The following is a 23,145-nucleotide window of genomic DNA, read 5'->3' as shown; positions in this document are numbered from 1 at the left end:
ATCTAATTCAAAACTGGTATTGACATTTTCAGTTTAATTCAGAAACTTCAAACTAACATAATTTATTTTCTCCCGATTGTAGGTATACGTAATATGAATTTGTCCATCTTCTCCCTGGATGATTGCCGGGTAACTAAATTCACCTTCAGCTTCATTCTCCAATTGCAATATATCCTGCCAGTTTTCTGCATCTTTTGAAACAGCAAGATTTAATTTATTCCTGCCATTAAACCAATCCCGCCCAGAAGCTAAAGGATTGTAAACCATAAGAAACATTCCATTATCAAGGCTAACAGCATCAATTCCGGAATTTGGATTTGGCAATTTTGAGGGTGTAAAAGCAGACCAATTTTCTCCATCATCCTTACTCACACTTTCCAAAATAAAATCCTGATCACTTCGGAAAAAAGCTTTTAAAATTCCTCCTTTTAGCTGAACAATACTCGGCTGAATTACTTTATATTCTGAATCGTGATTCACCAGAATCTTTCTCCAGGTTTTTCCTGAATCATCTGAAATTTCCATATGTGCACGCCATACTTCACCGTCGTCCAGTTCCACACTTGAAGGACTAATAATCCTGCCACTTTCTAACTGAATTGGTTTATTCTTTATAGGACCTAAAATTCCAGATGGTAATAATACAGCATGAGACCATGTTTTCCCGTTATCTTCTGAAGTTTTATAGGCTCCCCACCAGGTGGAAGGGGAAGGTCCAATTTTATAAAAAAGGAATAATGTTTTTTCTGTGTTAAATAAAACCGGATTCCACGTGGGATAACGCAAGCTATCATTAATTACACCATCTGCAACCTTTTTAGGAGGAGACCATTTACCTTTCTTTTTAAAACTTGTGTAAATACTTACATCTTGATGGCGTTCGTGGGTACCGCCAAACCATGCACTAATCAATTTACCGTCTTTTAGTTCGGCAACTGTAGAGGCATGAGAGCTTGCAAAATCGGCCTCGGAATATATAAACTCATTTTTAAGAATTTCAAATTCTATATCCTCCTGAGCCCTGGATGTAATACAGCTCAGCAAGATCATAAACCAACAAACCCTTGTTTTCTTTCTCACATTTAATATTAATAATTGAAGACTCTCCTGTTTAACTTTAATTCTCAATTAAAAATGCAATTGCAGATATGTTTTTAGTGGACCTGATTTTTTGGGGTATTACCACCTCCAACTTGTTTCCTTTTATTTTATATCTAACCTTCTCCCCTGTTTCCAACAATGTAATTTTAGCTTTTTCTGATGGCAAATTTTTAGACCAGCTAATTGTCCCCGGCAATTGACTTTCATCTTCAAAAACAGCAATTGCATACAGCTTTTTTCCGTTCTCAGTAAAAAAGACATTACCGTCCTGGTAATTATCAATAGCATTAGTATGATAAATAGCTTCACCATTTTTGTCCAGCCAGTTCCCTATTTTCTCTAATATATTCACAACCTCATATGGCAATGTTCCATCTGGCTTGGGACCTACCCCAAGGAGCATGTTTCCTCCTTTGGCAACAACCTCTATGAGATTATGAATTACTGTTGTTGGGGATTTTAGAGGATCATTTGGCACGTAACCCCAATTATTTCCTAAGGGCAGGCAACTTTCCCAAGGAACATCCAATTTGGTTTCGGGAATTTTACGTTCGGGTGTCTGGTAATTTTCGTAGGGGCCATGAACGGTACGATCTGCAAATATGATTCCCGGTTGCGCTTCCCTTGCCATTTCAGCGATTTTGGGCATGTCAATTTCCTGACTTGCTTCGGGAATTGGTGCACCCCAGGCACGAACTTCGTCATTTACTGTTTCTTTTGGCCGTATCCAGCCACCATCTAACCACAGAATATCAATGCTTCCATAATCGTGCATCAATTCACTTATTTGATTAAAAGAAAACTCTTTAAATTTGTTCCAGCGCCAATCATATTTTTCAATATCATAATTTGCGTTTCTGTTTGGAGTGGCGTATTTATCCCACCAAAAATACTGGGAATGCCAATCGGGTTTGGAAAAATAAGCTCCAATCATAAAACCTTTATTGCGGAAAGCCTCGAACACGTATTTAGCAACATTCGCTTTTGGATGATTTTGAAAAGGCCCGTTGGTGATCTTATAATCTGTTTGCTGCGTATCAAACATATTAAAACCGTCGTGGTGTTTGGTAGTGAAAACTACGTACTTCATTCCTGCATCTTCCGCAGCATCTGCCCAACTCTCAGGATCAAAATTAACAGGGTTGAAAATCTTGTCTAAATTCCAGTACCATTTTTTGTAATCATTATAAGCAATAGTACTGTCGCGCTCAATCCAATCTTCAGAATTTAAATTCCACGACTCCATAATTCCGGGAACCGAATAAATTCCCCAATGGATTAGCATCCCAAATTTCTGGTTCTCCCATTTCGAAAGTTTCTCCTTTACCAAAGGATCTTTTGGCGCAACATATTCCTCTGATCGTTGGTGCACTCCCTGTTCTTCCTGTGCTTCTATTAATTGGCAAGAAAACCCCAGGACAAATATGACAAGGATTCTAATTTTGTTAATTCTAAGCATCTTCCTGTTTAATTTTTTATTGCTATTGTTTCCTGTAATTCAAAAGAGGTTTCCAATCTGATATCTTCAGAGGAAGAACCAATCATAAAAAGAAATTTTCCCGCTTCTGCCACCTGCTCCATTTCAACGTTATAAAGGGATAATTCTTTTGGAGTTAACTCAAAAAGAATGGTTTTAATTTCTCCCGCTTTTAAAGAAATCCTCTCGAATCCCCGTAATTGTTTAACCGGAGTGAGTACACTGCTGGTCATATCCCTTACATAAAGCTGGACCACTTCATCGCCATCCTTATTACTTATGTTCTTAACTTTTAAACTAACATGAAGCTTTATATCCTTTCCTGTTCCTTCAACAGATAAGTCTAAATCGGAATATTCAAATTCGGCATAACTTAATCCATAACCAAAAGGATAAAGAGGATGGGCATCGTTTTCTACATAATCCCTCCTGGTCGGAAACCAGTAGTTATAATAAACAGGTAGTTGTCCTATGGATTTTGGTACGGAAACAGGTAGTCTTCCCGCAGGATTATAATCACCAAAAAGGACATCTGCAACAGCATTTCCACCTTCCTGCCCGGGATACCAGGCATCTAAAATAGCAGGAACATGTGCTGAAGGCCAATTTAATAACAAAGGCCTGCCTTTAATTAAGACCAAAACCGTAGGCGTCCCGGTAGCTACAACAGCTTGTAATAATTCCAGTTGTTTCCCCATTAAGTTAAGGGTAGAACGATCATAACCCTCACCACTCTCCATATCGCTTAAAATTTCTTCTTTTGAAGAGGAAACTGTTGCCGCTCCTGTTTCTAAATATTCAGTCTTAAAATTCCTGGCACTGGACCCTCCCAATACTACAATGGCAACCTCAGCATTTTTAGCAGCTTCTACAGCTGCTGGAATATTAGTTTGAGTAGTATCCCGAACAGCGGTCCCTTTTACGTAATGAATTTGGGTGTGGGGCATTTTATCCTGTATTCCTTCCAGTACGGTTACTATATTCTCTTTAGCCTGGGGAGCTGTGTAATCTCCTAATTGGTTGTATTGCACATCTGCATTGGAACCAATTACAGCAATTCTTTTCAGGTTCTTGCTTAGAGGCAGGAGGTCATTTTCATTTTTAAGTAAGATCATGGATTGACGGGCAACTTCTCGGGCTAATTTTACATGCTTGGGATTCCTCACCACTTTTCCGGCATTTTCAACATTCACATAAGGTTGATCGAAAAGTCCTAACTTAAATTTTACAGTTAAAACTCTTTTTACTGCTTCGTTGATCCGCTTTTCTGAAACCTTACCCGATTTTACTGCATCCAGTAACGCACTATCAAATCCATTTCCGCCAAGGTCGACATCCACCCCGGCATTCATGGCCACTGCTGCAGCATCTTCTGCAGTAGAAACAATATGATGACTTCCACGAAGCCCTTCTATACTACCAAGGTCAGATATTACAAATCCATTAAAGCCCCACTCTTCTCTTAAAGTGTGAGTTAATAAACCTTTATGAGCCGTACTGGGAATACCATCAATTGAACTATATGCCGTCATTATAGATAAAACTCCTGAATTTACGGCCTCTTTGACAGGGTACATATAATTCTGAAATAAATCCCGCTGTCCCACATTTACTGCGCCTCCATTATGCCCGCCTTCAGAAACTCCATAAGCGGCAAAGTGTTTTAAAGTAGCAGCCACATGTTCTCCATTTTTAAGATCTTCCGCAGTCTCTCCCTGAAATCCAAGGATTATTGCCTTGCTCATTTCTGAAATGAGGAAAGGATCTTCACCAAAAGTTTCTTCCACTCGGGACCATCGGGGATCACGGGCAATATCAATGATGGGTCCATAAGCTACATTTGCTCCCTGCGCTCTAATTTCCTTTGCGATAGCCTCAGCCATTGAATTAATGAGCTCTGTATTCCATGTACTACCCTGTCCAATCGCTGTAGGAAAAACAGTTGTTCCAATGGCCATATGACCATGCATAGCTTCTTCTTCTATCAAAAGAGGAATTCCTAAACGGCTGTTCTCTATAGCATATTTTTGAATATTATTAGTAATTTTTGCCGCTTCCTTAGGACTAAGTCCTGTTTCTAATGTTTTTTGCGTCCAGGGATCGGCTCTTAGTAAGCCCCACAATCCGCCAATGTGTCGGTTATTAATTTCCTTTTTGTAGAGTTCGCTAATTTCGACAGTATTATCTTTTTTAGCATACATCTTCCAGCCTAGAGGGGTGGTAAGTTGACCTATTTTCTCTTCCAAAGTCATTAAAGAAACAAGATTCTCAACCCTGCCTTCTACCTTTAAAGATGCATCCTTATAAGCAGCGTTCTTAATGTCCTGACTTAAAAGCGTATGAGTAATTAAGAAAAAGAGAAGGCAACTTTTCTTCATCGGTATTATACATTTAAGGGGAGTTGATCCTCGCTAGAGAATCGATTCCCGTTCATTATTAAGATAAACTGACTAGTACCTCTCCTATTCGCCAATTTTTTTCCACTTTAAGAAGCCATTTTTTACACTCCAGTCGTTTCCAAAAAAACTAGCGCCTAACACTCCTTTTAATCCTTCTTTGCCCATAGTATTGTCAAAGATCATTATATCAGGAAAAAATGTACCGTTAACCAAATAGTCATTGGCATAAGCCGCATACATTCCTTCTTCCCCGGTAGCTGTCACTACACCCACGCTGGCAATTTCACTATCTGCCCTGGGATAGATAAAGTAGGCCCCAAGGTTTTCTCCCTTAATGATCTTTTCTCCTATTTGCATTTGATTATTTGAAACCTGTACAGGTGCGTGGTTCAATACCTTCCTCCAGGCGGCATTATTGGATTTATTGCCATATATGATCACATTTCTATCTGGAAAATCTGAAGCTTTAAAATCGGTATCTTTTACAATATCCACACTTCCGTTTGCTCTGTAATAGAATTTTTCGGCATCAAATTTCGCACGATTATAATACCACTCATTTTCATTTTTAGATCCCTTTGAAGCATAAACAAAAACCACATTATTTCTAAAAGCATCTTTAAAGCTGCCGTTCCTGTGAGGACCTTTTTCTGAAGCTTCCGGTTTTTTGGAAATTTTCCAGTTTCCATTTTCCTTCTCCAGGTAAACAAGCTTAGCTTCGGGTATCGATATTTCCTGGTTATCAATACTAACCTTTGATAAGTCTGCCTGCTGCATCGCTTGTAAATCTATCGCCAGGGTTAAAACATTTATGGTTTTAAGTTCAAACCCATTTTCTGTTCTCTTGAAATCAAAGTTGCTGATTTCAAATGGAGTTTCCTGCTGAAGAATATCTACAAAATGAGAACCTGCAGATACCCCGGGAGAGGCGGTTGTGAAATCAATTTTATTAATTTCATTGTCTGCCTTTATTTTTCGCTAAGTTAAAGAAATAGAATATTGGCGGCCAGTCTACACTTTCATCACCAAACCAATGCTCTCCACCGGGATATTCATAATATGCAAAATCATTATGAAATTGGCCCAGGCGCTCTCTCATTTCCTGAGCAAGATAAGTAGGTACCACATTATCTGAATCACCATGAAGTATATAAACCCCGTAATGCAGATAATTATTCTCCAGTTTCAGGGTACGGCTTGGATTACCCGCCCTTTTGATTATTTCATCCAGTTGTTCTTCTTCAGCATTGGAAAAATCCTCACTCATTCTTTCCTCAAATTCTGCCTTAGTCATTTCAAAATACTGCTGAATCTGATCTTCAGACATGCGGCTCATACGACTTTGCCTGTACCCTAAAAGGTCGGGATAACCTGCTGCGGGTGCGATAGCTGCAAACCTATCGGGATAAGTGGCCCCAAGATACCAGGTTCCATGTCCTCCCATTGAGTAGTAAGTCAAATAAGTTTGTTGCGGATCTGTTTCCAATAATTTTTCTGAATGATTTAAAACCTCCATTGCATCCAGCCTTCCCCAGTCTTCCCAGGCAAAACCAAAAGGCCTCCTGTTAGTAGGAGCAACAACATGTCCCCAATCTTTTTGTTTATAGGCGTTTGCCTGATTTACCGCTTCTACAGACGCACCATGTACCGATAAAAATAGTGCCTGATTTTCTTTGTTTTTGGTCAGTGAGGGTACGAGGCTGTAATACTGAACGCTCTTGTCAATATCACTTAAAAATGTGTTTTTATGATGTTTGTATTTTGATTTTACCCCCAATTCTATTTTTGTGGTATCGATAATTTTATTCCTGCCATCTTTTAGATAAAGTATAGCTTCCACAGATTCTAAAGCCTCTAAATTTGAGGGGATTGGAATAGAGAAAGGCACTTTCCTCACATCCATTGGTAATATATCGGCAATTTTTGTTTCTCTTGAAGCATCACCTACTTCAACTAAAATTTTTCCACCTTTTATCCAGGTATCTTTCATATTTATTACCCTAATTGCTCCCCAAAGTGGGGATTTTTCTTCTATCAGTAAATCGGGTAAAGTAAGATCCCTGCTTGTGAATTCAACAGGTTTATAAGTATTTAGAAGACGGGCACGCATATGAGAAAATCTCCCGCCAGACAGTACAAATTCATTCCTTCCTTTTTTAAGCTTTACGGGAATAAGACTCCACCCAAAATCATAATGGTCCCCTTCATGTGGAAAGCCATTAATAAGAACGGTTGTATGCCCCGAAGCTTCAAAAAGTACCACTTGTTCTACCTTAGAATCATATTCCAGGTACAAATAACCTGATCCCAATCTTCTTTCATTAAACTCATTGTTTTCTTTAACTTCAATTCTTTCCCACTTTACTTCCTCACCCTTAAAATCTTTCCCCTCGCTTTTACCCTCGGTAATTCCACTTTCGGATTTAGCTATTATCCGTGCGAAAATAGGATCACTTAGAACAGATTTTGGTTCAGTAGGAAAATTTCTCCTACTATACATGAGGCCCTCTTTAAAAATATGGATGATATCCCCCTCAAGAACATCTTCTACTTTTTCTTTTCCAAAATATTCTACAATATTCCCTTCTTTTTCCTGACCATATGAAAAGGAAAAGAGCATCATTATGATTAGCAGGTTAATAGCATTAAATTTTTTCATTACTGAATACTTAAAGTTATTTAAAAAAAAGGGAACTTTTTAAAATTCCCTTTTTTCAAAATCCAAATAATTTTACTAATTGACTTAGGGCTTTTTATTGAATCGGCCCGGCTCCGTAGTCAGGATTTTCTTCATCCCACCAAATCCTTTCATTATTCAGGATATTAGGATCGTTGGTTCCTGTTGTAAATCCCTGATTTGTATAAGCTTCCATTGCATTCTGGAAATTTTTATTATCCTGTGTAGGAGTATTAATCATAAATCGACGAGGAATAATTAACTCAGAACCTCCAGCCAAAAGAGGATCCCAGGCAAACACTTCACTGTTTCTCTTAGGAATTCCTGAACGACGCACAGTTGTCCATAGATCACCTGGAGTTGCAGCGAAATTAATATACTGCTGGATATAAACTTTTTCCAGACCATTTGAACTTAGATCATAAGCTGGTTGAGACAGTAAGTTTTGTATTTCCCCAGATTTTAAAGCAGTAGCACCCGCCGCAGCTAATTCAGCATTCGTGTACACGGGATCTTCATTATAATATGGAAAACGGTTATTTTCTGCCAGTTCATCTAATCTTCCAACCGAAAGCTCTACTCCTCTGTTAAAGTATTCCTGAGCTTCTCCAGGTATATTTGCACCCAATAATTTAAATTCAGCTAAATAAAGATAAGTTTCCGCTGAAGAACCTAATATCACTTCAAGAGGCGGGTAATTATCTCTTAATTCCAGAACACGTCCTCCAGGTTTTGTAGGATACACAAACGGATAACCAGTACGAACTACTCTCTCATTAAAATCTGAGGTAGACTCATACGTTTTTTCAACACCACCTAAATTTATCCTGTTTACGATACCCTGATTGAAATAAAAATCATTTCCACCCTCGAAAACTGCATCTGGAGCAAGAGGTGCTCCAAAATATCTAACCCAGGGCTCACCCGGTCCAGACCATCCTGCGAAATTTCCGGATCCATCAAGTTGTACATATTGTTCTACGTATGGAGGTAAAGGTTTTCCTGCATCAATAAATGCCTGTACCACCTCACCGTTAAATGAGTTTTTTTCAAAAAGAACCCGTACTCTTGGATCCTTATTATCAACCATAAAGTCGATTAAATTTTCCCCACCAATACCTGGTTGCACTCCTTCTCCTGTTCCAAAATATTCTATTCCTCTTTGGTAGATAAAATCGTCCTCAAGACTGCTCATATAACCTGCAGGAGAGTTTATGACTTCAGCTACAATACCAAGAGCTTTTGCCCTATCAGCATTTACAAGTCTGGCAGCAATTTTTAACTTCAGAAGATTACAGAATTTAGCCCATTTAGTGTAATCACCACCATAGATTACATCCTGTGCACCAATTTCAAATTGATCTGGTGCCAGTAAATCCTCTATAGCAGCATCCAGTTCAGCTAACCAAATATCAAAGAGTTCTTCCTGTGAATCATACTTAGGAGTAATTAATGGAGGGGAAGTATAAGGAGCCATCCCCGCTTCTGAATAAATAATAGAACCATAATAATCACTAAGGCTTATAGTAAGCTGAATTTGGATAGGAAAGGTCATGGCTCTCATTGCCCGTCTCTCTTCCTGCTGTTCAGGACTCATCGCGTCGATTCTTGCTCTTATATCTCTTACAGTTGGAATTAAAGATGCATATATATTTTGATCACCAGTAGGCCCCATCTCAACGACACCCTCTGTATTACCACTGTTTACACCCCCTGTAACTACCTGGGACCATGGGTAAGTGTAATCAAACGCGTTGTAAAACCAACTCGTATAATCATTCCCATACATCTGTTCCACTGCCTTAGTAATGGAAAATCTTAGCTCCGGTTCAGAAACCGTAGATGGATTACTATTTAATTCTGCAAAATCCTCTTTGTCACACCCGATGGCAAAAATCATCAGGAAGAATAAGATTCCTTTATATGTATTTTTCATAATAATTACTATTTTTTCTTAAAAATCTAACGATACTGTCATTGTATAACTAGCCTGATACGGTGTAAAAGATCTTTCCCTAAAAGAGTCAGAACTCGTTGTACCCCTGAAGCTTTCAGGATTAATATTATTAGGCATTGAATTATATAAATAAGCTAAATTTCTCCCATTAACACCAATGTACAGGTTGCGGGCATTTAATTTTTCACTGATGCTTCTTGGGAAAGTGTATCCTATAGAGATATTTCTCAAAGAAACATAAGTAAGTTCAGTAAACCAGTCATCATTTACAACACCACCCCCCCAGGAATTAGAAAAATAGTGATAATAACCAGCGTGTGTAGGCTCAACATAGCCCTGATCAAATGCTTCCTGATATGTCATTCCTCCAACCTCAACGACAGCACCATTTGGTGTAGTAACTGTTTGTCCTGATTGAAAAACTCCTTCGGGAATAATTCCATCACCAAACTGTTGCCCCTGTGTATCAGGATAAGTTGAAGTCCAGGAAACACCTCCAAATTCAGGAGCTCTACCTCTTAATGAAGCATCTAAATATCCATAGGCCGTTCCATATCTACTGGAATAAGAAGCGATATGTCCTCCAATTCGAGCATCCATTAAGATTGACAAAGAAAGACCTTTATAAGTAAATTCATTGTTCCATGATCCTTCAAAATCTGGTTGAACTTTTCCAACCTCTTCCACCGTGCCACTTCTAACAAAGGCGGCTCCTCTCCTTGAATCACTGTAATTCAATAATGGCATACCATTTCTTGGATCGTCAATAGGATTCCCGTTAGCATCTGTAGATTGCCATAATTTCTTTGCACTATCAGACATTAAAACTCCATATTCTCCTCCTTCAAAAGCAACAGAACCTATTCGGAAATTTCCATAAGATATATCTCCTCCTAAAGTTTTATAATCACCATAATCCTCATGTAGATCTAATACTTTTGTTGTATTATTCCAGTAATTAAATATTGATCTCCATCTAAAGTCTTCTGTTCTAATAGGATCTACTGTTAAACTTAATTCAACCCCATAATTACTAAGAGTACCAATATTGGTAAATAAATTATTGTAACCTGACTCATAAGGAATAGGAACTGAGCCTATCTGATTCTTAATAGTTTCGTCATAGTAAGCAACATCCAACCCAAGACGGTTATCAAATAATCTTACATCTGCTCCTATCTCAAATGAGTTTTTTCGTTCTGGTTGTATCTCCCTGTCAACTAAAGTAGTTGATATGCTGTTATGATAAACAAAATTACCACCTTCCATTTCATAACTTCCAATACCATACCCCTGGTTTATTGCATAAGGGTCTGTATCACTACCTACCTGAGCCCACGATGCACGTAATTTACCAAAAGTAACCCACTGTGGTAATTCAAAAGTTTCATCAAAAATCCATGAAGTGGAAACTGAAGGATAGAAATATGAATTGTTACCAGTTCCATTTGTGTAAACTAATGCCGAAGACCAGTCATTACGTCCAGTTACATCAAGGAAAAGTTGTTCTTTGTAACCAAAACTTGATAAAAAGTAAAGAGAATTAATTTGTTTAGTACCGGAAACACCAGCAGTACCAATTGGATCTCTCCTTGAGTTTCCTATAAAAAATCTTCCCGGAACTACTAGTCCTCCGTCTGTTCTAACATTACTATTAGACCTCTCCTGATCCCATATTTCACCTCCAACTAAGAGTTGAATTGAAAGGTCATCACTGATTTGTCTGTTTGCGTTTAAAGTTATTTTTCCGGTTCTACTTACATCTCTTGAATGATCTAGTGTATAACCTCCTCCTTCATTAGCAAAGCCAGATCCTAAAGATTTTGATTCATAATGAATGGTGTAATAATTCATACTACCTTCTACTCCCAAAGTTATTCCCGGAGCAAGGTCCATTGACAAACCGACGATAGGTCTTACAACAGTTTCTTTGCGCGCATCATCCATGGTATTAAATCCAAACCAAAGACCGCGATTAGGTGCATATGCATATTCATCACCATAGTTAGTACTTGGTACCCCTCCGTGAGGAGCCTGCCAATATTGTCGCTGAGAAAACTTATCGGTATTATAAATCCTCTCAAATCCTCCTGAGAAAAACAGTTCCGAAATATCACTTCTGGCATTTCTCGCCGCAGACTGTGTAAAGGAAATAGAACCATTTGCTCTTAACCATGGAGCAAGTTCATATGCAGCTCTAAGAGATACAGAGTTTCTATCAAAACTATTATTAGGTAAAACTCCGGTTCTTGTACTATAGGAATCCGATAGGTAAAAGTTACCTTTTTCATTTCCTCCACTCACTGCAACGTGAGTATTACTATTTAAACCTGTCTCATATGCATCGAGCATATTATCTTCCTGAGGCAAATATGGCACCATATTACCGTCATAATCCTGAATTTCCCTTCCATCAAATCTTGGCCCGTAGCTCAATCCGCCTCCAGGGTGATTAATTAAAGTAGGATCTCCCTCTTCATTATAATAAAACTGAGGAGAAAACCTATAATAGTTACCTTGCTCATCCTGCTCTCCATAACCTACATAGCCGGGAAGAGTTCCTGGACCATATTCATTTTGTAGACCAGGCTGCCTGTAAACGTGATCAATACCAATAGACTGACTTATATTTACACCTAATCCTCTCATCTAGCACCACTCTTAGTCTCTATTAATATAACTCCATTAATACCTCTTGATCCATATAACGCAGTGGCAGCAGCACCTTTTAGAATCGAAACACTTTCGTAATCATCGGGATTAAGGTTCTTTAAAATGTTACCGTAGTCATTGGCATTTGATGCCCAATCTGGACTTTCATTCGAAACATTATTATCCAGAATTACTCCATCTATAACAAAGATAGGCTGGTTATTACTGGAATTTAAGGAAGATACCCCTCTAATTTGAATTTTAGAATTACCAAAAAGACCTCCATCTGATGCTCCAATACTTACCCCAGCAACTTTTCCCTGTAATCCACGTACCGGGTTAATGGTATTGGTCTGCACCAACTCCTCTCCGTCCACCTCACTCATCGCATATCCCAGTGCTTTAGTCTCTCTCTTAATACCTAAAGCTGTTACAACTACTTCATTGAGAGATTCCATATCTTCAGAAAGCTGAACATCAATGTTGGTTTGTTGACCAACTTCAACTTCATAAGAGCCAAAACCAACCATTGAAAAAACCAGAACAGCCTCAGAAGGCACATCAATGGAATAATTTCCATCTATGTCGGAGGCAGTCCCATTATTAGTGCCTTTCTCGACCACCGTAACTCCCGGTAGAGGCATTCCGCTTTGTGCATCGGTAATAGTTCCAGATACCGTCTGGTCCTGAGCAAAGCCGTTTTGGCTTAAAAAACCGAACACAATACTGTAGAAAATAAGTAATTTAATTTTCATGTTTTTATAATTTATTTTAATTGTGAATGAGGGTAAATATAAATCAATTGTTATAATAGTGTTAAGTATAAACACCATTTTCGACGAACAACAGCAGGCAATAGCTGAACAACATGCGGTCTAAATACTTACAGCAGAGAGCGGGAACTACTTTTTATTGGTTAGATCAAAGTCAAGCCTGGAAGCTTCTAATAAACTCTTAAAAGAAACAAAAAATGTGTTTTTCAAACTTCTCCCGTTAAGGCTAATATCCTTAATTATCTTATTTTCATCTGAAGCATTAGAGCTTATAATGAGTTGACTTCTATTAAAATAATTTCTGTCTAAATTAATAGTGATTTTTTCAAAAGAAGGGGCAATTAAGGTATACATAGGCTTACCCGGAGTAATGGGATATATTCCCATCATAGAATAGATTACCCACGCACTCATTGTTCCCGTATCATCGTTCCCGGGGAGACCATCCGGAGAGTTTTTATAATAAGTCTTTATTAATTCTCCTATCTTTTCCGAAGCTTTATACTCTTTCCCCGGGATAAAATTATACAGGTAACCGTAAGCAAAATCAGGTTCATTCGCCATGTCAAAATGTCCCCTGGCGAAAAGCTCATCCAGTCTTGCCTCAAATTTACGCTTACCTCCCATTATTTTTATTAGACCATCAATGTCATGAGGAACCATAAAAAGGTACTGCCATGCATTTCCTTCAATATACCCAGGATTTTTGGTAAAGTTGGCCCCTGCCAAAGGATCAAAATCTGCATACCAGGAGCCATCCTTGTTTTTTGGCTGGAGAAATTTTGTACTGGGGTTATAAAGCTTTTTGTAAGATAAGGATCTATCTAAAAATTCCTGATAATCTCCTTTCTTTCCTAACTTTTTCGCCAATTGTGCGATGGCATAATCTGCAATGTTATATTCCTGTGTAATAGAAACAGGGCCTTCAATATTGCTGTCAACACCTATGTATCCATTATCAATGTACTCCTTTAACCCCGGCCGCAAAGGATTATTTACCGTATCTCTTGCGCTTTTCAACATAGCTTCGTAAGCTTTCTCTACATTAAAATTTGTAAGGCTCTGCAAATAAGTGTCTGCCAACACAACTGCAGCGGGATCACCAACCATAGTAAAAGTTTCAGTAGAGTTCAATTCCCATTTTGGCAACCAGCCGTTTTCATCATACATCTCCAGCATGGATTTTACCATGTTCAATTGTTCTTCAGGATAAAGCAAACTCATTAATTGGTGATAATTTCTATAAGTATCCCAGAGTGAGAAAGTAGTATAGCGGGTTCCTTCAGTTTTCCCCGTTTTTCCTGTAGCTATTTCAGGATATTCTCCATTGATGTCATTCAAAATATTGGGATGAATTTGAGTATGATATAGAGCGGTGTAGAAAATAGTTTTTTCATCTTCAGTTCCTCCCTCAACTTCAATAACTTTCAACTTCTTATTCCATTCCTCCCTTGTATTGGTATAAACTTTTTCAAAATTGGAATCTCCTACTTCTTTCTCCAAATTTTCTCTTGCATTTTCTATACTCACATAAGAAACTCCAATTTTTACCTCCACTTGTTGGGGTTTTTTAAAGTCGTAACTCATATATGCCCCAATGCTATCCCCCACAACCTCACGTGTAAATCCATTTTTAATACGGGTTTTTCCATTGTAGGTCATCCACTGTGCCTCCACTCCTTCATATTTGTAAGGTGTTTTCCAAATCCCAAAATCATCAGTAGTTCTGAGAATTTGGCGACGAAATAAACCGGATAAGCCTCTTCTGCACTATTATAGCAAAAACTACCAACCATACGCATTCCTTCAATTTCGCTGGGGGAAACAATATGAACCATCGCCCCCTGCTCATTAGTTAATCCCAAACCTAAGTTGAGCAGAATGTTGGATTTCCCTGCTGGAAAGGAATACCTTGTAAGTCCGGTCCTGGTAGTGGCAGTCGCTTCTGCCTTTACATTATACTTATCCAGGTTAACCGAATAATAACCAGCTTTTGCAATTTCCTTTGAATAGGTAGTGCCGTATTTTAAATGATCTGTTTCAAGTGATCCCGTTGTAGGCATTGTAATAATGACTCCCAGCTCGGGACAGCCTACCCCACTCATATTTACGTGACTAAAACCCGTTAAAAAAGTATTCTCGTATACGTAAGGATTTGACAACCACTGGCTGTCTTTTTCAAGTTTGTTTTCCTTTCCCGCAACATTAAAAGGAGAAACACTCGCCATTCCTCTTGGTGCAATTGCTCCAGGGTTTGTCGCTCCGTAATTGGAAGTTCCAATAAATGGATTTACATAATTTACTAGAGTGAAAAATCTTCCTGTGCTCTACAAAAATGAACTGAAGCTAAAACCAAAACCCCCGATACAAATAATTTTAACCCTGAAACCATAGTTTTATTTTATTTCAATTTCATCTAAAAATAACCAGGAACCTCCGCCTGTGGGATTTTCTTTTAAAGGCACGGCGGTTACTCGAACAAAGCTGATGTTATTTTGAGGTTCAAACTTTATAGTAAAATTTTCAATTTTTGCTCCAGGATTACTTTGGAATTTGCGCGGTAAGTTTCCTACAGTTCTATAATTCATTCCATCTTCAGAAACCTCGACTTGAATGCTTTCAGGAAAATATATTCCCGTTCCCTGCTCCTCAAGACTTCCTACTATAACCTGATTAACATCTAAAGGCTCTTCCAAATTAATAGTAACAACTGCAGGACGATTTATCCATCCCTGCCAGCGACCGTCTTTGAAATATTTACTTCCTCTTAAAACATCCACAAGTCCTGTTTTTCCGCCTCCATTATAATTCTCGTTATATGGAAATTTATATTCAACAGGTTTGGCAACAGCCTTATGAAAAACATAAGATTTGTTCATAGTAAGCCCCAGCAATTTTCCATTTTCAAAAACTGCTGCTTTTAAGGAAGTAGATGAATCAATTTTTAACGGCTCTCTATATATATTGGCATTAGCTGTTAATTCTGCATCACCAAAAGCATATTTAATCTCCACATCGGGAAATTCCGCTTCAAGAGAAACCGTTACTTCTCCCGTTTCCAGGTTAATTTCTGATTCAGGTTGTATGCCGTAGGCGCTTTTTGCGTAATTAATTCCCATAATTTCAAATCGGTCCATCAACTTCTGAACTCTCACCGAAAAATCTTTCCATTCCAGCTGATCATCTGGTGTCCATACCACTTCTGCTAAAGCTGCTAATCTTGGAAAAAGCATATATTCTGAATGTTCCGGAGTTGGAATATATTCTGCCCAAAGGTTCGCCTGTCCTCCAAGAATATGCTTCTTTTGCTCAACCGTCATTGAATCTAAAACCTAGCCTGAATTGATAAACCTGGCTAAGTGATGTAAAAGCATTAAAAGCAATCAAGTTCGTAATCGGGACTTCCCTGATAATAATCAAAGTACATAGGGCTTGTTGGGGTCATTACAACATCATGCCCTTGTTTAGAGGCTTCCCACCCTCCTTCATATCCGCGCCAACTCATAACAGCTGCATCTTCAGGCAGGCCGCCTTCCAAAATTTCATCCCAGCCAATAAGAGTTCTGCCATTTGCTTTCAGAAATTTCTCTATGCGTTTCATAAAATAGCTTTGCAGCTCATGTTCATCTGCAAGTCCTTCTTCTTTAATCCTTCGCTGACAATCGGGGCAGGTTTCCCAGTTAGTTTTAGTAGCTTCATCACCTCCTACGTGAATATATTTACCGGGGAACAAAGCCATAACTTCGATTAACACATCCTCCAGGAATTCAAATGTAGACTCCTTTCCGGCACAATAAATACTGGTAATAGGCCAGACACCTCCTGAAGGAACAGCGATAGGTTCTCCAGTACAGGAAAGCCAGGGATAGGAAGCAATTGCACTCATTACGTGGGCTAAGCATTTCAATTTCAGGAATTATACGAATTCCTTTTTCCTGAGCATATGCAACAATCTCCTTTATATCATCCTGAGTATAATATCCACCATAAGTTGCTTTGGTTTCCAGATCATTTACGCTTCTTGCATTCCAGTGCTTCTCTTCCTGATTTACCCTGAAGGCTCCAACTTCTGTTAATTTGGGATATTTTTTGATCTCAATTCTCCACCCCTGATCATCGACCAAATGAAAGTGAAAAGTATTCAATTTCAGAAATGCCATTCGGTCAAGGTGAGCTTTAATATATTCCTTTCCGAAGAAATGGCGGGAAACATCTAACATACTGCCTCTCCACGAATATTGTGGTGCATCCAAAATTTCCACATTTGGAATTGTCCAGTTGATGTTTGATACTATTGATCTACTTTCTACTTCCTTTGGTAGTAATTGCCTGATGGTTTCCAGTGCATATACAAATCCTAACCTGGAATTGGCCTCAACAACCACTTTATCATTAGTTACCGAGAGCTGGTATCCTTCTGCGGGAATTTCAGAATTTTGCGATAATTCAATAAAATTATCCCCCGGAACTTCCCTGGAAAGTTCCAGTTGAAAACCTAAGCAGATTTTTCGAATAGATCATTTAAAATGCTTGTAATAGAGCTTAAACTATCTGCTGGTATTACTAACCTGGTATTTTTATCTACAATAAAACTTCCTCTATTAATTTTAATTGATTTTGGTTGCGGGATTAGAACCAGGTCTTCTTTTTCAAAGGATGGATTCTCAGTTTCTTCGCAGCTTATTCCCAACAAAAAAAGAGAAATAAGAAAATACTTGGCAAATTTCATATTTATCAAAAGTGTTCAGGTGTGGACACAAGTTCACTCGCCCCTGCCTCCAGTCTCCCTGTAATCAATACAGGGAGCTTTTCCAGTCAAATATTTTCAATACTCAAGATCCAGAAAAGTACTGAGGCATGGGAAAGGTACCCGTGTTATTTTTTTGAATTTTTCACGGCTTCAAGAGTTTCGGGAGTAAATGCCTGCCCGTCAAAAAACGAAATACCTTTTGCCCCGTTGTCTTTTGCCAACTGTATTGCCTTACTTAGTTTAGCGCCGTCCATATCGGGAAGATATACTCCCGTGTGAAGTTCCACATTTTTACTTTCCAGGTCTTCAACACCCTGTTTGGTAGCAAATCCAATCCAATCTATTTCTTCATTGTAAAAACCGTGATAAATCATGGGAAGCACAGCGTCTATTTTCCATTTATCCCAGCGTTGTCTTACCATATGATCTGCCATTTCGGGATAAGGAAAAACTGCTGCCGTTAAAATTTTACCATTCTTATGCGCAATTTCATAGGCATCATCAACCACTTCTTTTATTTTGTTCAGGCGAAATTGTTTCCATTCCATATCTATGGCAGGATTTTCAAAATTACGTGGATTTTTATGATGAATTTTCTCAAATTCTGCCACACATACGTCACAATAGCAAAAATCAAATTCCGGAAGTTCCGTTTCCTGTTTCAAATTGTACTTCGGAAGTAAACCTATGGGTAAATAAATGTCTGGTAGGCGAATATAGTCAAGGTGAACACTCGTCACTCCTTTCACCTTTGCCAAGCCTTCCACCAAACTCAATACGTGATCCCTGGAACCTTCACGGGTTGGGCAGAGCCACTGGTAATAATCCACATAAGGTCTGGTATCAAAAGAAGAATTTCCTTCCCTGCTCACTGCATACCAATCGGGATGCTGTAGTGCGATACTATCTCCCGGCCTGTTCATTGCCATAATCCAGGCGTGTACTTCAAGACCTTCGTTTGTGGCAAGAGGAGTTAAACGGTCAAGCAGTTGAGGATCAGTATTTGTATTAATTAACACAGCATCCAGGCCGTATTCCTTATATTTTTTAAATTCAGAGGTGTAGGACGAATCGGGTCTATTAGAGTCTGCTGTGATCCAGGTCCAGTATTTAAAGTCTGTCTTTTCTGCTTTTTCTTGTGAAGCCAAATTCTCTTTTGACTTTTGAGTGGCAGGCATGTTATCCTGGCAGGAAACACTGCAAAAAGAAACGCTTAACGCAAGAAGTAAAAATTTCAGTTTCATAATTTAGGTTTTGATCTTCAATTGCCAAATGGCTGCTTAATTAGTTACTTAATTGAATAAATTTTCCATTGTTATTAATCAAATACTTAATTCCTGTAAAAGGACTTTCTATAACTATATTATATCCTGCGGAATGAATTTCGATTTCAGGATGAACAGGTGCTCCTAAAATAGAAATGGGCTCAAGTTCAATTTTCTCTATTGAACGTGCCCATTTTTGATGCTTTTCAAAATATTTCTTCTGCGCCCGATATAGCTCGTACATCTTCCAGCGAATATGCTCATCTTTTGGAAGAGAAAATGTGAAATTCTTTGAAGGATTATTATCGCTGAAGTAGACATATCCCCAATGTTCTGGTTCATGCATATTGATCACGCCCTGCGGGGACCATACCCAGTTATATTCCGGCAAAAAATTACCATCCTCAGCTTTCTTTCTTGAATACCTCCCTTTCGATATATGATGATCCCAGTTCACCCTCGAGAAATTCACCCGCCAAAAATCATTAACCGGAGTTTTACTACTATTACCAGCCTCAGTCAATACAGACCAGGGCATAGCAATTTCAACTTCCCAATATTCATCAATATCTCCAGAATTATTTAGGGTTCCTTCGATGTTTACTGCAGATTTCACCCCAACAATATTCCAACTATCAATCGCATTTCCTCCTTCCCTGTAGGCTTCAACTAACATTAAATCCCATACGGTATTTAAAGCATTCATCTCAAATTCCATATATTTTTGAGCGTCACCATCAGGATCAATAAAAACTTCAAAATCATTATTGTAAAAAATAACAGTATCTCTTTGTTTTAGCGTTGCCCATATATGGGGCTCCTCCATTTTTGCGTAAACATAAAAGTATTTCTCATCCCAAAGCATCTTTACATTCGTTTTGTACTTCGGAATTTTTTGACCTTCAATATCAATAAAATCTGCCGTCCAAAGGGCCTCTTTCCAGTCTTTTTCATCTGCCCTCCCGTCAATGTCTATATTCTCTGAAGCTTTGTGAGCCACATACACCCGCGGAGGATCCTGCGCAAAACAATTCAGAAAAAATAGATAACCAAAAATGGCTGAAAATATTTTCATCTATAGCGTGTTATTCTTTACAAATTCAATGATGTTGCTAATCTTTCCAAAAGCAACAGCGGTTACAGTATCCGCAGCTCCATAATATAACGCAAGTTTATCCTCCTCATGAGAATGCAATGCAGCACAAGGGAAAACGACATTTGGAACATCCCCGGCAAGTTCGTATAATTCAGCCGGAGCCATAAGATAAGGCTGAGAGCGATATTTCACCTTCTCGGGTTCCTTTTCATCTAAAATAGCAGCACCTACAGAATATCGAAATCCATTACAGGTGGCAATAACTCCATGATAAAACAATAGCCAACCTTCACTTGTCAATATTGGCACAGGACTGGCACCTATTTTTGTACATTGCCATGCGCTTTTTTCAAAGGGAGCAACTTTCATAACACAACGATGCTCTCCCCAATACTTCATATCTGGACTATAACTAATATAAATATCACCAAAAGGAGTATGCCCATTATCACTTGGCCGACTGAGCATAGCATACCTGCCGTTGATCTTTTTAGGGAATAAAACTCCATTGCGGTTAAAGGGCAGAAAAGCGTTTTCACACTGAAAAAATTCTTTAAAATCAAAGGTGTAAGCTATTCCTATTGTGGGTCCATGATAACCATTACACCAGGTAACCCAATAACGATCTTCGATAAAGGTTACCCGGGGATCATACTTATAATCAGATTCAATCATTTCAGTATTTCCCGTTTTCATTTGAATAGGTTCGTGGTTAATCTTCCAATTTAACCCATCATCACTAAACCCTGCAAAAATATTCATTTGCACCGCCTTGTTGTCACATCGAAAAACTCCGGCAAAACCATTTTCAAAAGGAACTACAGCACTGTTAAAAATACTGTTAGATGTAGGAATTGCATAGCGGTCTATAATTGGATTATTGTCATAACGCCAGAGGACATCTTTACAACCTTCTGGTTTATCCTGCCACGGGATATTCTTCATTCTCTATATTTTTTAATTTATTTACTTTATCCAACCAGGTGAATTTCAGTATAACACTTGTCACTATAAAAACTGTAAGCGTCATCCACATTTTATCATAATCCCTCACCACCAGAAATATGGGTAGTAAAATCATACCTGACTGCCAGATAATGCCGATAATACAATTGAACATATCTAACCAGAAGTGATTATTCTTCTCCACTTCCCCGCCTGCAAAATTATCTTTTCTAGCTTCCAAAAACCCCAGGGGCGAACATTTTTATAAAAAAGTTTCAAGGTCTTCATATCTGTAGGTCTTGTGAGGAAGGTTCCTAAAAAGGATCCCAGCAAGGAGAAGCTAAAGATTATTGGAAAAAGATATATCGCGGGAATTTCAGAAAGGTCGTGTAACAATGTTCCTGCTCCAAAATTTCCTTTATTTTGATCAAGTACATATTGAACAGTAGCTATTATTAATCCTGCCAACATACCCCAAAAATACCCCCAACCATTAAAGCGCCACCAAATCCACTTTAGAAAATTGGAAGCTATATAACCCCCGTAAAGTGCACTGGTAATCCAAAGAGTGATTGAATTAATAGAATCTGCAAAAAATCCCATTATAACTCCTAAAATAACTACGGCAAAGGAAGCAATATGGCTAATTCGCACAAAATGCTTATCTGTAGCAAACTAGTTTAAAATATTTCTTATAAATATCGTTCACTATATACGCGGGATCAGCATTTACAAATGCTGAAAAGGTTGACATAAACGCTGCAAGTAAACCTGCCAGCAAGAGTCCTTTTATTCCAACAGGAACGTGGTCATTTATTACTTTTGGAAGGACGACTTCTAAATCATTTCCTGAAACCGCACCACTTTCTATCATTTGAGGAGCTACGAAAACCAATCCTAAAACAACAATTCCTGCAATAAGCAAATATCGTGGAATAAATAAAATTAAATTAGTAAAACCGCTCATATAAGCAGCCTCCTTAACATTGCGTGTAGAAAGGATCCTTTGCATGTCGTAACCCGGAGTGGGACTAAGCAACGCTGGCAAAAAACCCTTTAAATAATGTCATACCAATAAAGGCTCCAAACATTTTATATCCCTGCGTATCAATGAGCTGATTGAAATCTTCATAATCTTTAGACCAGAAATTGGAAAGTTCGTTCGCGAAAGCAACATTTTTCCATTCTTCAGGAATTAGTGCATTAATTTCAACATCAGTAAAAGCGTAGAATGTATAGCTAAGCGATTAAAAATCCTGAAAGTACCATAATGCCGTACTGTAAAACTTCAGTAGTAACAACAGAAAACATTCCACCTTTAATGGTATAAATTGTTGTGAAAAATATAATCCATAACGCGTAACTCTGTTCAGAGGTGAGCAGGATTACATTGCCTACAGTAAAGCTTAGATCCCACGGTAGGATTACAGTCATAAATTTACTTAAGCACCTTCAAAAAAATATGCAATAAAACCTATGGAAGCAATAACAGCAAAAATCGCCACTATTAAATGGGAAGCACGTCCAGCTTTACCATCCCCAAATCTCGTAAGAATCCATTCAGACCCGGTCATGACTTTGGATCTTCTTATCCAAACTGCAAGAAACATCATTACAAAAACCTGATTCCATATGGGCCACATCCACATGAACATAAAGCTTTTTACCCCATAAAGGAATAATATCCCCACCATCCAGGCTGTACCAGAAACATCAAACATTCCCGAACCATTACTTAAACCCAGGTAATACCACTTAATTGTTTTACCGCCCAAAAAATAAGATTCCAGGCCCTTGCTCGCCTTTTTAGATACCCAAATACCTACACCAAGGGTTATGAAAATATAAAGTACAATAATAATAAGATCAATAATATGCATAAGCCCTGCTTATTTTATCCCCGGATTTAATTTTTTAATTATTATGAGCTTAAGATTTTGCTATTCTCCAAATTACCGAATCAATGAAATTTAAGATCGATCAACTTTAATATAATAATCTTACTGCAACATCAAGAGGTATTTTAGGATTCCGGCTCTTATCTTTTCGACCC

At 38.3% G+C, this 23,145-nt stretch carries 15 protein-coding genes and 2 pseudogenes; 1 reads left to right on the top strand and 16 read right to left on the bottom strand.

The annotated features are described in order from the left end of the window. Nucleotides 1–33 precede the first annotated feature (33 nt). From LZ575_RS18535 to LZ575_RS22900, 12 genes and pseudogenes are all read right to left on the bottom strand, one after another. Nucleotides 34–1,080: an exo-alpha-sialidase gene (locus LZ575_RS18535; RefSeq protein ID WP_235326398.1), complete on the bottom strand. Its 1,047-nt coding sequence runs from the start codon at nt 1,078–1,080 to the stop codon at nt 34–36. A gap of 37 nt (nt 1,081–1,117) precedes the next feature. After that, nucleotides 1,118–2,560, bottom strand: coding sequence for an alpha-L-fucosidase (locus tag LZ575_RS18530; RefSeq protein WP_235326396.1), 1,443 nt, complete (start codon nt 2,558–2,560; stop codon nt 1,118–1,120). 8 nt (nt 2,561–2,568) lie between these two features. Continuing rightward, a complete protein-coding gene (locus LZ575_RS18525; RefSeq protein ID WP_235326394.1) occupies nt 2,569–4,956 on the bottom strand; it encodes a glycoside hydrolase family 3 N-terminal domain-containing protein in 2,388 nt (795 codons plus the stop codon). An 84-nt stretch (nt 4,957–5,040) separates the two neighbouring features. Beyond that, nucleotides 5,041–5,754: a hypothetical protein gene (locus LZ575_RS18520; RefSeq protein ID WP_235326392.1), complete on the bottom strand. Its 714-nt coding sequence runs from the start codon at nt 5,752–5,754 to the stop codon at nt 5,041–5,043. A 178-nt stretch (nt 5,755–5,932) separates the two neighbouring features. Beyond that, complete coding sequence (locus tag LZ575_RS18515) at nt 5,933–7,636, bottom strand: hypothetical protein (RefSeq protein ID WP_235326390.1); 1,704 nt, start codon at nt 7,634–7,636, stop codon at nt 5,933–5,935. Nucleotides 7,637–7,730: 94 nt separating this feature from the next. Continuing rightward, on the bottom strand, nt 7,731–9,590 hold the full coding sequence (locus LZ575_RS18510) for a SusD/RagB family nutrient-binding outer membrane lipoprotein (protein ID WP_235326388.1): 1,860 nt from the start codon (nt 9,588–9,590) through the stop codon (nt 7,731–7,733). 18 nt (nt 9,591–9,608) lie between these two features. Continuing rightward, nucleotides 9,609–12,260 (bottom strand): TonB-dependent receptor domain-containing protein, encoded by a 2,652-nt coding sequence (locus tag LZ575_RS18505; protein ID WP_235326386.1) that lies wholly within the window; start codon nt 12,258–12,260, stop codon nt 9,609–9,611. Beyond that, entirely contained in the window at nt 12,257–13,018 is a 762-nt protein-coding gene (locus LZ575_RS18500) for a carboxypeptidase-like regulatory domain-containing protein (protein ID WP_235326384.1), read from the bottom strand. Before LZ575_RS18500 ends, LZ575_RS18505 begins: the two co-directional genes overlap by 4 nt. Before the next feature lie 147 nt (nt 13,019–13,165). Then, nucleotides 13,166–15,318, bottom strand: a pseudogene (locus LZ575_RS18495) (GH92 family glycosyl hydrolase). 114 nt (nt 15,319–15,432) lie between these two features. After that, nucleotides 15,433–16,356, bottom strand: a complete 924-nt coding sequence (locus LZ575_RS22910; RefSeq protein WP_255702692.1) for a family 20 glycosylhydrolase — start codon at nt 16,354–16,356, stop codon at nt 15,433–15,435. Between the two features lie 53 nt (nt 16,357–16,409). Then, entirely contained in the window at nt 16,410–16,922 is a 513-nt protein-coding gene (locus LZ575_RS22905; protein ID WP_255702691.1) for a family 20 glycosylhydrolase, read from the bottom strand. After that, nucleotides 16,804–17,487, bottom strand: a complete 684-nt coding sequence (locus tag LZ575_RS22900; protein WP_255702972.1) for a family 20 glycosylhydrolase — start codon at nt 17,485–17,487, stop codon at nt 16,804–16,806. The genes LZ575_RS22905 and LZ575_RS22900 overlap by 119 nt, the downstream gene beginning before the upstream one ends. A gap of 75 nt (nt 17,488–17,562) precedes the next feature. Here LZ575_RS22900 and LZ575_RS18480 point away from each other — a divergent pair, with 75 nt between their 5' ends. Then, nucleotides 17,563–17,829, top strand: a complete 267-nt coding sequence (locus tag LZ575_RS18480; RefSeq protein WP_235326382.1) for a hypothetical protein — start codon at nt 17,563–17,565, stop codon at nt 17,827–17,829. Between the two features lie 82 nt (nt 17,830–17,911). On the opposite strand, the gene LZ575_RS18475 is transcribed toward LZ575_RS18480, so the two are convergent. From LZ575_RS18475 to LZ575_RS24400, 4 genes and pseudogenes are all read right to left on the bottom strand, one after another. Further along, a complete protein-coding gene (locus tag LZ575_RS18475) occupies nt 17,912–19,030 on the bottom strand; it encodes a putative glycoside hydrolase (RefSeq protein WP_235326380.1) in 1,119 nt (372 codons plus the stop codon). Nucleotides 19,031–19,070: 40 nt separating this feature from the next. Next, nucleotides 19,071–20,126, bottom strand: a complete 1,056-nt coding sequence (locus LZ575_RS18470; RefSeq protein ID WP_235326378.1) for a carbohydrate-binding family 9-like protein — start codon at nt 20,124–20,126, stop codon at nt 19,071–19,073. Beyond that, a complete protein-coding gene (locus tag LZ575_RS18465) occupies nt 20,127–21,092 on the bottom strand; it encodes a glycoside hydrolase family 130 protein (RefSeq protein ID WP_235326376.1) in 966 nt (321 codons plus the stop codon). It lies immediately after the preceding gene. Then, nucleotides 21,067–22,972, bottom strand: a pseudogene (locus LZ575_RS24400) (sodium:solute symporter family protein). Before LZ575_RS24400 ends, LZ575_RS18465 begins: the two are co-directional and overlap by 26 nt. Between the last annotated feature and the right edge of the window lie 173 nt (nt 22,973–23,145).

This window comes from Antarcticibacterium sp. 1MA-6-2 (genome assembly GCF_021535135.1).
Taxonomy (GTDB): domain Bacteria; phylum Bacteroidota; class Bacteroidia; order Flavobacteriales; family Flavobacteriaceae; genus Gillisia.
Note: the sequence above shows the minus strand (reverse complement) of the source record. Positions and strands in the feature narration are given on the sequence as shown.